This is a genomic window from Streptomyces sp. NRRL B-24085, assembly GCF_001282115.1.
Classification (GTDB): Bacteria; Actinomycetota; Actinomycetes; order Streptomycetales; family Streptomycetaceae; genus Streptomyces.
This window is the reverse complement of record NZ_LJBR01000413.1, coordinates 1-13,525: the sequence shown is the minus strand read 5'-3', so window position 1 is coordinate 13,525 and position 13,525 is coordinate 1. Positions and strand designations below refer to the sequence as shown.

Below are 13,525 nucleotides of genomic sequence, written 5' to 3'. Positions count from 1 at the left end.
GAGCAGGACGACGGCGGACGGGCTGGGCACGAGGCCGCCGGCGAAGCCGAGCAGGATCGTGCCGCGTGGGGTGGGGGCGACGGGGTGGGTGTGGGTGAAGCCGCCGTGGGTGTGCTCCAGGGTGTGGGGGTGGTCGTGACCGTGGGGGTGCGGGTGCCCGTGGTCGTGACCGTGGTCATGGGGGTGCGGGTGCCCGTGATCGTGGCTGTGGTCGTGCGGGTGTCCGGGCGCGTGGGGGTGCGGGTGGGCCTCCGCCGTCGCCGGGGCGGTCTCCGTGTGGGCGGCGACCAGGACCAGCGAGCGCTCCTCGGGCCGGTCGGCGCCGGTGGCCGTGTCGTGCGGGTGGCTGTGGTCGTGGCCGTGGCCGTGGCCGTGGCCGTGGCCGTGGCTGTGGTCGTGGTCGTGCGTGTGTCCGTGTCCGTGCTGGCGCGCGCGGGTGCGCAGGGCCCGGCGCAGCAGGGTCACGCCCGCCGCGGTCACCATCACCCCGCTCGCGAGGCCCAGCCACGCGATCACCGAGGGCGCCGCCGTCGAGCCGGCCGCGACGAGGAGGCCCAGGGCGACCACGCCCAGGGTGTGGGTGACGGTCACGGAGGCGGCCAGGGGCAGGACGTCCTTCATCCTGGCGCGGCCACCGCGAGCCGCGGCCACCGCGGCCATCAGGGTCTTGCCGTGCCCCGGGGCCAGCGCGTGCATCGCGCCGAGAGCGACCGCGACGAGCAGGGCGAGCGCCGCGAAGCCGACGGTGAGGTCGTGCCGGGCGACCAGGGAGTCCAGGGCGCGGGTCCAGCGGTCGGCGCCACGGGGCAGCACCGATGCCGCGGGGGCGTCCGGCCGTTCCTCGGTGAGGGCCGCCCCACCGGGCCGCACCCGCAGGGAGGCGGTCACGGTGTCGGCGGGGGAGGACAGCAACTCCTGCGGATACGAGGTCAGTTCACCGGACACCGACGTCTTCGGCACGTTTGACGCGGCGAGCGTCATCCGGTCGCCGCGCGCGGTGATCTCGCGCCAGCCGGGTCCGGAGTCGGTGCCCGCGCTGTGGAACCCGAGCGTGACGGTGGCGTCCTCGGGCAGCGGGGCGGTCAGCCCGCACTCCACGCGCAGGGTGTCGAGTCCCGCCTGACCGGGACGCACGCGCGCGTGGCTGCTCCTCGCGGTGAGGTGGACCGTACGGCCGTCGACCGTGAGCGTGGCGCCCTCGGCGGCCTGCCGGCAGCGCCGGGCGGCCCACTCGGTCATGCCGAGCCTCTCGATGTCCGGCCCGGCCTGGGTGGCGGGGATCTCGGCGAGGTCCTCGACGTGGTCGACGCGGAGCAGACCGGGTGCGGCCACCAGACCGTCGTACCGGTTGACGGTGAAGTTCCCGAGGGGGTGGGCGCTCGCGCTGCCGGAAGGGAGCAGCGCGAGCGCACAAGCCGCCGTCAGGACGGCCGTGAGGGACGCGAACAGACGGCGGGGCTTCAACGGGCCATCTCCTTCAGTGCCTTGCGGGCCTCGCGGGCACCCAGCGGGGAGAAGCCGGGATTCAGCTTCAGGGCGGAGGCGAGCTGGGACTCGGCCTCCTTCCTGTCACCCGCGGCGAGCTCGACGATCCCGCGGTGGTAGCGGAAGGAGGCATTGCGGTAACCGGTCGCGGTGGCCTGCCTGGCGTACGGCAGGGCCTCCTCGTCGCGGCCGTTGACGTGCAGGGCCCAGGCGAGGGCGTCCGCGGTGTGCACGGTGTGCCGGCGGGCCCACTCGGCACGGGCGGCGCGCAGCGCGGCGGCCCGGTCACCGTGGTCGGCGGCGGCCATCGCGGTGTCGAGGTCGGCGTTGACGCCGTTGGCCCGGGCGAGGGCCGTCCAGGCGTCCACGAGCGCGTACTGGTCGCCCGCCCTGGCCTTGTCGCCGGCACCGCCCCGGTCCTCGTACAGCTCCCCGAGCGCGACGAGCGGCCCGGGCAGCGGGTACCGGGCCACGACCGCCTCCATGCCCTTGATCGCGGCCGCCCGGTCCCCGCTCGCGGCCTGGGCGCGGGCCCTGCCCTCCAGGGCGGGGAGGTAGGCGTCGTCGGCGGCCAGGGCGCGGGCGTAGTCGGCCAGGGCCGTCTCGTAGTCGCCCTGGTTCCAGGCGAGTTGGCCCAGCGCGGTGGCCACGTAGGCGATGTCGCCCGGGCCGGTCGCGCTCGACAGGGCCCGTTCCAGCACGGTGCGGGCGGTGCGCACGTCGCCGCGGAGTTCGTGCACGTAGGCGTAGCGGGTGAACACCGGGATGCCGGGCCGCCGTTCGTCCGCGAGGTCGGCGGCCTTCGACGCCTCGTCGTAGCGGCCGAGCTCGACGAGGGCGTCGATCCGGGAGCAGAGGGCGCGCTCGCTGTACGGGTTCTGCCGCAGGGTCCGGTCGGCGTGGGCGAGGGCGCCCTTGAAGTCGTGCCGGGCCGCGGCGAGGGCGGCGAGACCGGCGAGTCCCTGTTCGTTGTCCGCCTTCAACTCCAGTGACTTCCGCAGGGCTTGCTCGGCCTGCGGGTAGCGCGAGGGGTCGCCCTTGGTCCGGGCTTGCTCGACGTAGGCGAGCCCGAGGGTGGCCCAGCCGCCGAAGTCCTTGGGCTGGCCGCGCAGATGGGCCTGGACCGCCTCGATGCCCGCGTCCAGGTCGCCGCTCGCCATCAGCCCGGGTGAGACCGCAGGGGACGTGCTGGCGACGGTGGCCGTGCCGCCGTCCCGCAGCGCCCCGAAGGCGATCGACCCGCCCGTCAAGGCTACGGCCAACAGGGCGGCGCATCCCGCTAGTTGGGCGGCACGCCAGCGCCGACCGGCCGCCGCGACCCGCCGCACGGCGGCGACCTTCTCGTCCTCGGCCTGAGCGGAGGGCTCCACGGTCTCCGGCGGACCGCTCTGCTCGTCCTCGGGTGCGCTGTCGGTCGTAGACCCGGACATGGCCCTCTCCTGGTTCCTGGTCAGCTCGTGATCGTGTGACTGCGGCGCGGCCTGCACCGTGGGGGATGAGTACGTGCAGGCCGCGCCAGCTATAGGGGGTGCGTTGAGGGCCCTTGGGGGCGCGGGGAACTGCGCGACCAGCCACAGTGAACCCGCACCCGCCAGACGGCAGATCGAGGCACCCCCGTAGGCACCGCCAACCTCAGTAGGCACGCCTCCGCATCCGGCGCCACCACATCAGCGCCGCCCCGATGAGCACGATCCCGGCCGCACCGGCACCCGCGGACCCGGCGATCAGCGTCATGTCGTCCGACCCGGAGGCCCCGGCAGGGGACAGCGCGTCCCCGAGCTGGTTGCGGACGTCGTTCCCGGACGTCGTGCCCTTGGCCAGCGGACCGCGGGAACCCTCCGTCGGCAGCGCCAGGTACGGGAACGACTTCTCGAAGTCCTTGTCGTTCTTGTCGACCGCGTCACCGAGGTCGTTCTTGGACCCGACCAGCTCGCCCTCGACGACCTGGAGCGAGGCGTCGATCACGTCGTCGGTCAGCCGACGCCCGTTCGGGAACCCGGCGTTGTCGCCATCAAGCACACCGAGCCGCTTCGGAGAATCGGTGGGCTTGATGGACGTGTTGAGGCGCAGCTCCTCCGCGGGCCGCACGTGGGGCGGCTGGTTCAGCCCCTTCACACCCTTCAGGAACACGTCCACGAGGTCGTTGCGGGGCTCCTTCGGGGCCGGGATCTTGTAGATCGCCTCGATGAGCTTGGGCAGTTCGGGGTTGGTGACGTTCTTCAGGAACTGCGCGTCGTCCCAGGGCGCGGACGCGTTGAACTTGTCCTTGTCCTTCAGCGGGTTGACGACCTCGTTGACGAGCGGGTTGCCGAGGCGCGAGACCTGGGAGTAGTAGCCCTGCGCGTTCCTGCGCTGGGTCGTCGACCAGATGCCCACGACCGGCTGGTGCGCGGACTCGGTGATCATGTCCGTCGGGACCTGGAGGGCTATCGAGTTGACGTTGTAGCCCTTGAGCGTGTCGTTGCCGACCTCGCTGAGGTTGCCGCCGTACAGCAGGTCGAAGACGCGCAGGTCCAGGAAGAACGGGTCGTCGGCCTGGCCGGCGAACGCCGTCGCGTCACCGGGCAGCTTGTAGACCGCCTGGTCGCGCAGCTTCTCGTAGTTCGGCATGGACGCCTTGCCGACGTTCGACGGCGCCACCGGGATGTCGTCGGCGACCTTCGTCTTGTACTGGACCTTCTGGTTCTTCAGCCGGAACAGCTCGATGTCGTACGTCTGCGTGACGTTCAGGTCGGGGTCGTCGAGGCTGTCGACCGCGCCGGTGTTGTACAGGAACGTCTTCTTGTTCTTGATGTGCGTCTTGAAGGTGAAGCGGTACAGCAGCTCGCCCTGGCCGTCACCGTTGTTGTCGATGTGGATGTCGTACTGGGCGTCCTCGGCGAACTGGTAGAAGTTCGGGCCGCCCGACGGGTCCTCGAAGGGGATCCAGTTGGCGATGATCGTCGTCGAGTCCGGCTTGTCGGGGCTGACGAACGCGTACACGTCGGTGTTGTCGTACTGCGGGTCGCCCGAGATCAGCGGGGCCTCCCGGTGGCTGGAGGCGGAGGCCGCCCCCGGTTCCAGCGTGGCCACACCGGCGGCTGCGAGCCCTCCGGCGGCCAGCGCACCACATACGAGGGTCGCGAGACTCCTGCGTCCCGAGCCGCTCCTGGAGATAGGTGTCATGCCGTCCGTCCTCAGTCCAACTTGCCTGACGCTCGGGGATTCGGAGTGGTGGCCGGGCCGGATTGGTCGAATCTCAAAACTTCTTTTCTGCTGCTCGACCCGCGTTTTCGGCGATCTGATCCGTAACCCCATCCGGAGGTGTGTTCGTTGCGAATACCTCGTGGGACGGGACGGCCCAGGTGCGGCTTTGCGGGAGGGGGCGGCGAGTTGGAGGCGGACGAGCTTCTGTTGCTCGTGGCGGGCGGGGACCAGAAGGCGTTCGAGGAGCTCTACGGCCTCGTCGCCGGGCCGGTGTTCGGGTTGGTACGGCGGGTGGTGCGTGATCCGGCGCAGTCGGAGGAGGTGTCGCAGGAGGTGCTGCTCGAACTGTGGCGGTCCGCCGCGCGCTTCGACCCGCGCCGGGGCAGCGCGCTGTCCTGGGTCCTCACCCTCGCGCACCGCCGTGCCGTCGACCGGGTGCGCAGCGCCCGCGCGGCCGGTGAGCGCGAGCAGCGCGAGGCACGCCGGGCCCATCACCCCGCCTTCGACCAGGTGACCGAGGAGGTCGAGGCGGGACTCGAACGCGAGTGGGTGCGCCGGTGCCTGGAGCGGCTGACCGAGCTCCAGCGCCAGTCGGTCACCCTCGCCTACTACGACGGCTACACGTACCGTGAGGTGGCCGAGCGGCTGAGCCTGCCGCTGGGGACGGTGAAGACGCGGATGCGTGACGGACTGACCCGCTTGCGGGAGTGCCTGGGAGGTGCGGCATGAGCCTCTTCCGCCGGGAGGATCTCCACTCCCTCGCCGCCCCGTACGCCCTGGACGCGCTGGAGCCCGCCGAGCGGGCCCGCTTCGAGCGGCACCTCAGGAAGTGCGACAGTTGTGCGGCGGAGGTGCGCGCGCTGTCCGAGGACGCGGTACGGCTCGCGTGGTCGGCCGCCGCTCCGCCGCCGAGTGCGATGCGCGACCGGGTGCTGGCCGCCGTACGCGCCACCCCGCAGGAGTCCGCCGCACGGTCCGAACCGGCCCGGGCGCGGCCGGAGCCGGCCCGCACGCGCAGGTCGCAGTTGCCGCCGCACGTCTGGGGCGCCCAGCCGCCGCCCCGGCAGAGCCGGCGTCCCCTGTTCGTGCCCTTCGCGACCGCCACCGCCGCCGCGGCCCTCGTCGTCGCCTCCCTGTTCGCCGTCCAGGCCAACCGGACCCAGGACGAACTGGACGCGCAGAAGGCCCAGGCCAGTGAGATCGCCCACGTTCTCCAGGCCGCGGACGCGCTCGCGACCCGGGGGCAGGACGCCCAGGGCCGAACGATCGGAGTGATCGCTTCCGCATCCGAGGGGCGCGCGGTCGTCACCCTGAGCGGGTACGGTGCGCCGCCGAGCGGCCGCGTGCGCCAACTGTGGCTCATGCGCCCCAACGAGCAACCGCGCTCCCTCGGGCTGTTCGCCACCGACACGCCCTTGGTCGCGAGCGGACTCGACAAGTCCGCGACATCACTCGCTGTGACGGTCGAGCCCGACGGGGGATCACCACAGCCCACCACGCAGCCGGTTGTCCAACTCGCCCTGAAATCTGTTGGATTCGGAGAGTAATCATGGAGGGGTCGTCAACGCCCTTGCGGGGAAGGTGAATCCTGTGACGCCGATACACGTGTGCCTCGACGGGGCGATAGGGTTACCCTGCCCGGGCCGGGTGGACTCGTACGGGTGGGGAGTGACATGGAACAGATAGCAGTGCGCAGGGCGAGGGTCCCTGCGATCACCTGCGGGAGCAGCGCGACCAGTTCGCGCCTCGACCGCCATCTCTCGGTGCTGTCGGGACCTGCTGTCCCGCAGCGGGAGACGGCCGAGGCGACGTCGCTGATGCTTGAGCTGACCGCGCGTGACACCAGCAAGCAGGAGCGCAGTGACAGGGGCGCACGGGTTCGCCGTGTCTCGCTGTTCGCGCCGCTGCGCCGACTGCGCCGTTCGCTGTTCGGCGGACACTGAGCCCTCGCCGCCCGGTATCGTGCTGCGATCCTGCCCGTCATCCCCACGGCATGCAGCACGATCCAGGTGAGTCGGCCGAGCGTGGGACCCGTGCCCCGGTCGGCCCTCCCGTACGCAACACCTTTGGCATGCACGCCTCCGAGGTCGGCCCGGGCCCCGGCAGGGCCCGAACTCCCCTCCCGGCAAGAGGTGTTCAGCTTCCGCCGTGCGCGTACCTGCGTACGGCGAGCGGAGTGAAGACCGCTATCAGCACCGCACACCACATCAGTGACCCGGCGACCGGATGGGCCACCGGCCAGGCCGCCCCCTCCGGCACGGGCGCGTTGCCGAACAGGTCCCGCAGGGCCGTCGTCACCGCGCTGATCGGATTCCACTCGGCGAGGGTGCGCAGCCACCCGGGCAGCCCCTCGGTCGGGATGTACGCGTTCGACAGCAGCGGCAGGACGAAGGTGGCCCCGCCGAGCTGACCCGCGGCCTCCTCGCTGCCGGTGAGCAGACCGAGGAAGATCCCGATCCAGGTGGTCGCGAACCGGAACAGCAGCAACAGCGCGACCGCGCCCAGCGCCTGGAGCACGGACCCCTCGATCCGCCAGCCCACCGCGAGCCCCACCAGCAGGAACGGCACCATTCCGGCGGCGGTGACCGCCACGTCCGCGACCGACTGCCCCAGCGGAACCGCCGCCCGGCTGATCGGCAGGGTGCGCAGCCGGTCGGTCACGCCCCGGTGGACGTCCTGGGCGGCCTGGAACATCCCGGTCATGATCCCGTTCGCCGCCGTCGCCACGAGCAGCCCCGGCACGAGGAAGGACCGGTACGCCTCGCCCGGCATCGCCAGCGCGCTGCCGAAGACGTAGCCGAAGAACAGCAGCATGGTGATCGGCATGGTCTGGGTCAGGATCAGCAGCCCCGGGTTGTTCCGGACCCGCCGTAGCTGACGGCCCAGCATCGCGGTGCCGTCGTAGGCCAACGTGCTCATGCGGCAGGCTCCCTGGTGAGTCGGAGGAAGACGTCGTCGAGGGTCGGCGGCCGGATGCTCGCGTCGAGCAACGGCACCCCGGCCGCGTCCAGTTCGCGCACCAGCCGGGGCAGGGCGAGCGTGGTGTCCCGGGTGACCGCGCCCACCGCGTTCCGGTCGTGGTCGAACGCCGGTTCCCCGCCGGTGAGCCGGTCGAGCACGCCGGCCGCTCCGCCCAGGGCGCCCGCGTCCGCGACGACGACCTCGACGTACGCCCCGACCAGCGCCTTGAGCCGGGCGGGCGAACCCGTGTGCGCGACCCGCCCCTGGTCCACCAGGGCGATCTCGTGGGCGAGTTGATCGGCCTCCTCCAGGTACTGCGTGGTCAGCAGCACGGTCGTGCCGTCCGCCGTGAGGTCGCGTACGGCGTCCCACACGAAGGTGCGGCTGACCGGGTCGAGCCCGGTCGTCGGCTCGTCGAGGAACAGGATCCCGGGGCGCCGGACCAGGCTGGCCGCCAGGTCCAGCCGGCGGCGCATGCCGCCCGAGTAGGTGGACGCGGCGCGGTCGGCGGCCTCGGTCAGCCCGAAGCGGTCGAGCAGCTCGGCGGCCCGCTCGGCCGGCCCCCGCACCCGGTGCAGCCGGGCGAACAGCCGCAGGTTCTGCCGTCCGGTGAGGTCCCCGTCGACCGACGCGTACTGCCCGGTGACGGCGATGGCGCGGCGCACCGCCTCCGGCTCCCGGACCAGGTCGTGCCCGGCGACCCGGGCGGACCCGGCGTCCGGCCGCAGCAGCGTGGTCAGCAGCCGTACGGCCGTGGTCTTGCCCGCGCCGTTGGGGCCGAGGATGCCGCAGACCGTGCCGGGAGCCACCGCGAGATCAAACCCGCGCAGGGCACGGACCTCCCCGAACCGCTTCTCCAGACCTTCACTAAGTACAGCGTACGTAGAAGTCATGGCAGGACCATAGCGCACTACGTACGCTGTACGTAACTAGGATGGTGGCCGAGGTGATGACCGATGGCGGGCCGAGCGGCCGTACCCGAAGTGATCTGGGCCCGTCCCGAGCGGACGGGGCGTGGGCCGAAGCCCGCGTTCACCAGGGCGGACATCGCGGCGGCGGCCGTGCGGCTGGCCGACGCCGGAGGGCTGGACGCCGTCTCCATGCGGCACGTCGCGGCCGAACTGGGCTGCGGGACGATGTCGCTGTACAACTACGTCCCCCGCAAGGAGGACCTGTACGAGCTGATGGTGGACGCGGTCAGCGGGGAGCACGAGCTGTTCGAGCCGACGGGCGACTGGCGGGCCGACATGCTCCGCAACGCCCGTCAGACCAAGGCGCTGATGCACCGGCACCCGTGGATGGTGCGGCTGATGTCGGGGGTGTACGGCTTCAGCCCCAACGCCCTGCGCTACCTGGAGCACTGCCTCGCCTGCCTCGATCCGCTGGACGCTCCCGCCGGCACGAAGATCGAGCTGGTCGCGATGCTCAACGGCTGTGTGACGACATACGTCTCGAACGAGCTCTCCACGGCCGAGCGGGTGCGGTCGCTGCCGTGGACGGAGGAGCAGGAGAACGCGGTGCGGATCGCGTATCTGGGGAGCCAGGTGGCGTCGGGGGCGTATCCGCGGCTGGCGGCGTCCTTCATGGAGGACGCGGGGCCGATCGACCTGGACGCGGTGTTCGAGCGGATGCTGGGGCGGGTGTTGGACGGGTTTTCGCCGCGGGGGTGACTGTCCGTGTGCCGGGTGCGGTGTCCTGGGGTTGGTCGCGCTCGCGCGGCGGTAGCCGCAAATTCAACGCAGCCCCACGCCCCCGGGTGGGCTACAGCAAGGTCAGTTGCCCTTCGGGGCCCTCTTCGTGGCCGTCCAGGACCGATGCCGGTCGGCGTGCCGACTCCGGTACCGGCAGCACCCCCGCCTCGCGCAGGTCGGCCGTCGTGATCTGTGAGGTCGACTCGTCCTGGAGGGGCTGGAGATCCGCCAGCAGCGCCAGCACGGTGATCAGCTCCAGCAGTTCCGACGTCCACGTCTGCGGCCAGGTCGCCGGGCGGATCGCGGACAGTGTGCCCGGCTCCGGTTCCGCGACCCGGGCCGCGAACCACTGCTCCAGCACCCGTACCCCGCCCGCCTCGAAGTCCCAGGCCTCCGGCGGAACCGGGGACACGCGTCCCTCGTCCAGCAGCAGGGCCTCCTCGTCGCGGTCGTAGTCCAGGAGCAGGGGGCGGGACGGCAGGGGGGCGCGGACGTACGGGCGACGGCCGCCGGGCAGCTTGGGGCGGTCGCCGTCACGGCGCATCAGCCACAGCGCGCGGTGGCCCGACTCGACGCCCCGCAGCCACAGTTCGGGGTCGGCGGTGAGCGGGACGGTGAGGTCCGGGCGGGCCGCCGTCAGCATCCAGGCGAGCACGTCCAAGGGCTCCACCGGCACGCCGAGCCGGGTGCGCAGGTGCTCCAGGAGGCCCGGGGCCAGGTTCGGTTCGGTGCCGCCGGGGCGGCGGTACAGCGGGCGGACGCGGCCCGGGCGGAGCAGGGGGAGCAGCGAGGTCGCGAGGAGCTGGGGGCCCGGCCCGACCGTGGGGGTCTCCACCACGAACACCTGGGCCTGGTCCGCCACCCGCCACAGCTCGGGCCGGGCCGCGTCGATCAGCCGGTGGTCCGGGATCAGCCACTGCTCGTCGAAGGGCGCGTGCAGGACCCGTACCGGCTCCGGGCAGGGGCCGGTGGCCCGGGCCAGCCTCTCCGTGCCGCCCGTGCGTCCCGGAAGCTGTCCGACCGCCGAGCGCAGGGTGCGGGACCGGGTCGGCTCGAACAGGGCCTCACGGTCGGGCCCCTCGGCCTTCAGCAGGGCGTCCCAGCGGGCCTTGAGGGACGCCGCGTCGGGGCCCGTCGGCCACCCCCGGCCGAGCCGCGGCGGTGCGACGGACCACGGCATGAGGTCCGCCAGCGGCGGAGCGTCGTCGTGCGTCACGCTGGGCATCGTACGGCCTTTCACCGACAGGCAGCCGGGGCCGGTGGGCTCACGTGGCGTCCAGGGTGACCGTGAAGGAGAAGCGGTCCCCCCGGTAGTGGATCACCGCCGCGTCGAGGACCCGGCCCTGTGCGTCGTACGCCAGGCCCGTGTAGTGCAGGATCGGGCTGAGCAGCGGCACTTGGAGCAGCCGTGCCGTCTCCGGGTCCGCGAGACGGGCCTCCACGGTGTCCGTGATGCGGCTGATGTCCGCCCCGACGACGTCCCTCAGCACCTTCGTCATCGGCCAGCGCACCAGGTCGGACGGGTCGATGAGCGCGGCCAGTTCGGGGCGGACGTAGTTGCGGGCGTGGTTGGTCGGCTCGCCCGTCCGCTCGTCGCTGCGCAGTCGGTGGTACGCCGTCACCTCGTCCAACTCGGGGAAGTGCTCGGCGAGTTCGGACGGCACGGCGGACTTGCCGTGCTCCAGCAGCTCGGTCGTCATACCGGACTGCTGGGCCACGATCGCGTCCACCGAGCCGAGCAGCCGGACCGGGCTGCCCCTTCGAGCGTCCGGTTCGATGAAGGTCCCCCGGCGCCGGTGACGGGTGATCAGCCCCTCGTCCTCCAGCTCCTTCAGCGCCTGCCGCATGGTCAGCACGCTCACGCCGTAGTGCCCCGCGAGCTGTTCCTCGGTGGGCAGGCGGAGCGGGTCCTGCGGGGAGCGGCCGAGTATCGAGGCGCGCAGGGACTGCGACACCTGGTACCAGAGCGGCAGCTTGCGGTTCAGGACGATCGAGTCCGGGGCGAAGGAGGTCACGGGCTATCCGTACCTTCCGCGGATCGGTCAGTGCAACGGGCGGATCAGCGCGACGGGCGGAAGTGGCGTTCCAGGCCCCGCCACACGTCGTCGTAGTGCGACTGGAGGTGGTCCGCCCCGGCCGCCTGCGCGGTGAGCGTCACCGGCCAGCGCGTCTCGAACATGAACGCCAGCCCGTCGTCGACCTTCTGCGGCCTGAGCTCGGCCGCGCTCGCCCGGTCGAACGTCTCCCGGTCGGGGCCGTGCGCCGACATCATGTTGTGCAGCGAGCCGCCGCCCGGCACGAAGCCCTCCGCCTTGGCGTCGTAGGCGCCCTCGATCAGGCCCATGTACTCGCTCATCACGTTCCGGTGGAAGTACGGCGGCCGGAAGGTGTCCTCGCCGACCAGCCAGCGCGGCGCGAAGACCACGAAGTCGACGCCGGCCAGGCCCGGGGTGTCCGACGGGGACGTCAGCACGGTGAAGATCGACGGGTCGGGGTGGTCGTAGGAGATGGAGCCGATGACGTTGAAGCGGCGCAGGTCGTAGACGTACGGCACGTGGTTGCCGTGCCAGGCGACGACGTCGAGCGGGGAGTGGTCGTAGGTCGCGGACCAGAGGTTGCCGCAGAACTTGTTGACCACCTCCACGGGCCCCTCGACGTCCTCGTAGGCGGCGACGGGGGCGAGGAAGTCACGTGCGTTGGCGAGGCCGTTGGCGCCGATGGGGCCGAGGTCGGGGAGCTGGAAGGGGGCCCCGTAGTTCTCGCACACATAACCGCGGGCCGACTCGTCGAGCAGCTCCACACGGAAGCGCACCCCGCGGGGGATCAGCGCCACATGTCCCGGCTCCGCGTGCAGCAGCCCGAACTCCGTGCGCAGCAGCAGCCCGCCGCGCTCCGGGACGATCAGCAGCTCGCCGTCGGCGTCGCTGAAGACGCGGTCCATGGAGTCGGTGGCGTGGTAGAGGTGCACGGCCATGCCGGTGCGCTGGGTGACGTCGCCGTTGCCGCCGAGGGTCCACAGGCCGGCGAGGAAGTCGGTGCCCTCGGGGGGCTCGGGCAGCGGGTTCCAGCGCAGCCGGTTGGGGTCAGGGACCGACTCGGTGAACGGGGCGGTGCGGATCCGGCCGTTGTGGGTGTGGGTGAACGCCGGGTGGGCGGCGGACGGACGGATCCGGTAGAGCCAGGAACGGCGGTTGTGGGCGCGGGGCTCGGTGAACGCCGTACCGCTGAGCTGTTCCGCGTACAGGCCGAGGGGGGCGCGCTGCGGGGCGTTGCGGCCCTGGGGGAGGGCGCCGGGGACGGCCTCCGAGGCGTGCTCGTTGCCGAAACCGGAGAGGTGGGCCAGGCCCTCGGCGGTCTTTCGTGCGTCCCCGTTCATGATCGCTCCCTTGCGGTCTGATTCCTATGGGACACCGTAGGATTGCGGTTTCATCGGCGCAAGGGGTCATTCCCTGGAACCGATTCCCCCGCCGTGACCTCCTCAGGGAGGACCAGGAGAACCAGACCCGAGGGGGATTCGCGTTGTCGGACCGGTGTTCTACGCTCCCCGGCATGTCGTGGACGCGGGGACTCCTTGCCCTGCTCGCGGTCTGTGTCCTGCTGGTGACCGGATCCGTGAGCTGTGGCGCCGATGGGGCACAGGAACGCAAGGACGGACAGTCGGTGTCACCGGTGGGCAAGGTCCTCGACGACACCGATCACGAGGGGCGGCACTACCGGGAGGTCGACCAGGAGAACGCCCCCGACGTCGGCATAGTGGTGCAGCCGGACGCCGACGACGGCTGGACCGTGCGGCTGACCGTCGAGAACTTTACCTTCTCGTCCCCGGGGGCGACGGCCGAGGCGGTCCCCGGCCGCGGGGTCGCCGTCCTCTTCGTGGACGACCGCCCCGTCACCACCCTGCGCACCCCGTCCTACCGCCTCGCCGCCGCGTACGTCCCGCAGGGCACCCACAAGGTCACCGCCCGCCTCTACGCCGACGACGGCACCGTCTGGGCCGTCGACGGCGCCCCGGTGGAGAGCACGGCGGACGTGACGGCGTCGGAGCCGCTTGCGATGGGGGACACGGGGGGTGTCGTGCCCGCGAGCACCTCGTCGAACGTGCGCGGGACGGGCGGGGGCGGCGCCGCGTCAGGCTCTCCGGCCCGTGTGGCCTCGATCGACAGCGCCCTGCGATCGTCCCTGGTCAGGCACATGGGCAACGA

13 protein-coding genes are annotated in these 13,525 nt (G+C 72.1%); 5 read left to right on the top strand and 8 right to left on the bottom strand.

Annotated features, from left to right (window positions below):
- The 3 genes from AOJ26_RS35065 to AOJ26_RS35055 form a co-directional block, all read right to left on the bottom strand.
- The coding region (locus AOJ26_RS35065; RefSeq protein ID WP_053852402.1) for a nickel transporter at positions 1 to 1,464 on the bottom strand (1,464 nt) is incomplete at its 3' end.
- Positions 1,461 to 2,915 carry a tetratricopeptide repeat protein gene (locus tag AOJ26_RS35060; RefSeq protein ID WP_053852401.1) on the bottom strand — a complete coding sequence of 485 codons (1,455 nt, stop codon included), beginning with the start codon at positions 2,913 to 2,915 and terminating at the stop codon, positions 1,461 to 1,463. The genes AOJ26_RS35065 and AOJ26_RS35060, both read right to left, overlap by 4 nt.
- 202 nt (positions 2,916 to 3,117) lie before the next feature.
- On the bottom strand, positions 3,118 to 4,650 hold the full coding sequence (locus AOJ26_RS35055) for a DUF4331 domain-containing protein (protein WP_179200201.1): 1,533 nt from the start codon (positions 4,648 to 4,650) through the stop codon (positions 3,118 to 3,120).
- Positions 4,651 to 4,857: 207 nt separating this feature from the next.
- Here AOJ26_RS35055 and AOJ26_RS35050 point away from each other — a divergent pair, with 207 nt between their 5' ends.
- The 3 genes from AOJ26_RS35050 to AOJ26_RS35040 all read left to right on the top strand — a co-directional run bounded on the left by AOJ26_RS35050 (position 4,858) and on the right by AOJ26_RS35040 (position 6,614).
- On the top strand, positions 4,858 to 5,400 hold the full coding sequence (locus AOJ26_RS35050) for a sigma-70 family RNA polymerase sigma factor (RefSeq protein WP_053852399.1): 543 nt from the start codon (positions 4,858 to 4,860) through the stop codon (positions 5,398 to 5,400).
- Entirely contained in the window at positions 5,397 to 6,218 is an 822-nt protein-coding gene (locus AOJ26_RS35045; protein ID WP_053852398.1) for an anti-sigma factor, read from the top strand. Before AOJ26_RS35050 ends, AOJ26_RS35045 begins: the two co-directional genes overlap by 4 nt.
- Positions 6,219 to 6,344: 126 nt before the next feature.
- Positions 6,345 to 6,614, top strand: a complete 270-nt coding sequence (locus tag AOJ26_RS35040) for a hypothetical protein (RefSeq protein WP_053852397.1) — start codon at positions 6,345 to 6,347, stop codon at positions 6,612 to 6,614.
- A gap of 193 nt (positions 6,615 to 6,807) precedes the next feature.
- On the opposite strand, the gene AOJ26_RS35035 is transcribed toward AOJ26_RS35040, so the two are convergent.
- The gene (locus AOJ26_RS35035; RefSeq protein ID WP_053852396.1) at positions 6,808 to 7,590 is read right to left on the bottom strand and encodes an ABC transporter permease; all 783 of its coding nucleotides are present in this window, start codon (positions 7,588 to 7,590) and stop codon (positions 6,808 to 6,810) included.
- Positions 7,587 to 8,525, bottom strand: a complete 939-nt coding sequence (locus tag AOJ26_RS35030) for an ATP-binding cassette domain-containing protein (RefSeq protein WP_053852395.1) — start codon at positions 8,523 to 8,525, stop codon at positions 7,587 to 7,589. The genes AOJ26_RS35035 and AOJ26_RS35030 overlap by 4 nt, the downstream gene beginning before the upstream one ends.
- 63 nt (positions 8,526 to 8,588) lie before the next feature.
- On the opposite strand from AOJ26_RS35030, the gene AOJ26_RS35025 reads away from it, so the two are divergent.
- Positions 8,589 to 9,302, top strand: coding sequence for a TetR/AcrR family transcriptional regulator (locus tag AOJ26_RS35025; RefSeq protein ID WP_053852394.1), 714 nt, complete (start codon positions 8,589 to 8,591; stop codon positions 9,300 to 9,302).
- A gap of 91 nt (positions 9,303 to 9,393) precedes the next feature.
- Here the strand turns inward: AOJ26_RS35025 and AOJ26_RS35020 are convergent, their stop codons facing one another.
- Genes AOJ26_RS35020 through hmgA form a run of 3 tightly spaced genes read right to left on the bottom strand, consistent with a single transcriptional unit; the run spans position 9,394 to position 12,699 of the window.
- On the bottom strand, positions 9,394 to 10,548 hold the full coding sequence (locus AOJ26_RS35020; protein ID WP_053852393.1) for a type ISP restriction/modification enzyme: 1,155 nt from the start codon (positions 10,546 to 10,548) through the stop codon (positions 9,394 to 9,396).
- Between the two features lie 40 nt (positions 10,549 to 10,588).
- Complete coding sequence (locus AOJ26_RS35015; RefSeq protein WP_053852392.1) at positions 10,589 to 11,338, bottom strand: GntR family transcriptional regulator; 750 nt, start codon at positions 11,336 to 11,338, stop codon at positions 10,589 to 10,591.
- Between the two features lie 44 nt (positions 11,339 to 11,382).
- Complete coding sequence (hmgA, locus tag AOJ26_RS35010) at positions 11,383 to 12,699, bottom strand: homogentisate 1,2-dioxygenase (RefSeq protein ID WP_053852391.1); 1,317 nt, start codon at positions 12,697 to 12,699, stop codon at positions 11,383 to 11,385.
- Positions 12,700 to 12,872: 173 nt separating this feature from the next.
- Here hmgA and AOJ26_RS35005 point away from each other — a divergent pair.
- On the top strand, positions 12,873 to 13,525 hold a 653-nt coding region (locus AOJ26_RS35005; protein WP_053852403.1), incomplete at its 3' end, for a hypothetical protein.

What these genes read in the sequence shown, in the direction of transcription:
- AOJ26_RS35060 (WP_053852401.1), bottom strand. Translation starts at nt 2,915, where the DNA reads ATGTCCGGGTCTACGACCGACAGCGCACCCGAGGACGAGCAGAGCGGT.
- AOJ26_RS35055 (WP_179200201.1), bottom strand. Translation starts at nt 4,650, where the DNA reads ATGACACCTATCTCCAGGAGCGGCTCGGGACGCAGGAGTCTCGCGACC.
- AOJ26_RS35045 (WP_053852398.1), top strand. Translation starts at nt 5,397, where the DNA reads ATGAGCCTCTTCCGCCGGGAGGATCTCCACTCCCTCGCCGCCCCGTAC.
- AOJ26_RS35040 (WP_053852397.1), top strand. Translation starts at nt 6,345, where the DNA reads ATGGAACAGATAGCAGTGCGCAGGGCGAGGGTCCCTGCGATCACCTGC.
- AOJ26_RS35035 (WP_053852396.1), bottom strand. Translation starts at nt 7,590, where the DNA reads ATGAGCACGTTGGCCTACGACGGCACCGCGATGCTGGGCCGTCAGCTA.
- AOJ26_RS35030 (WP_053852395.1), bottom strand. Translation starts at nt 8,525, where the DNA reads ATGACTTCTACGTACGCTGTACTTAGTGAAGGTCTGGAGAAGCGGTTC.
- AOJ26_RS35025 (WP_053852394.1), top strand. Translation starts at nt 8,589, where the DNA reads ATGGCGGGCCGAGCGGCCGTACCCGAAGTGATCTGGGCCCGTCCCGAG.
- AOJ26_RS35020 (WP_053852393.1), bottom strand. Translation starts at nt 10,548, where the DNA reads ATGCCCAGCGTGACGCACGACGACGCTCCGCCGCTGGCGGACCTCATG.
- hmgA (WP_053852391.1), bottom strand. Translation starts at nt 12,699, where the DNA reads ATGAACGGGGACGCACGAAAGACCGCCGAGGGCCTGGCCCACCTCTCC.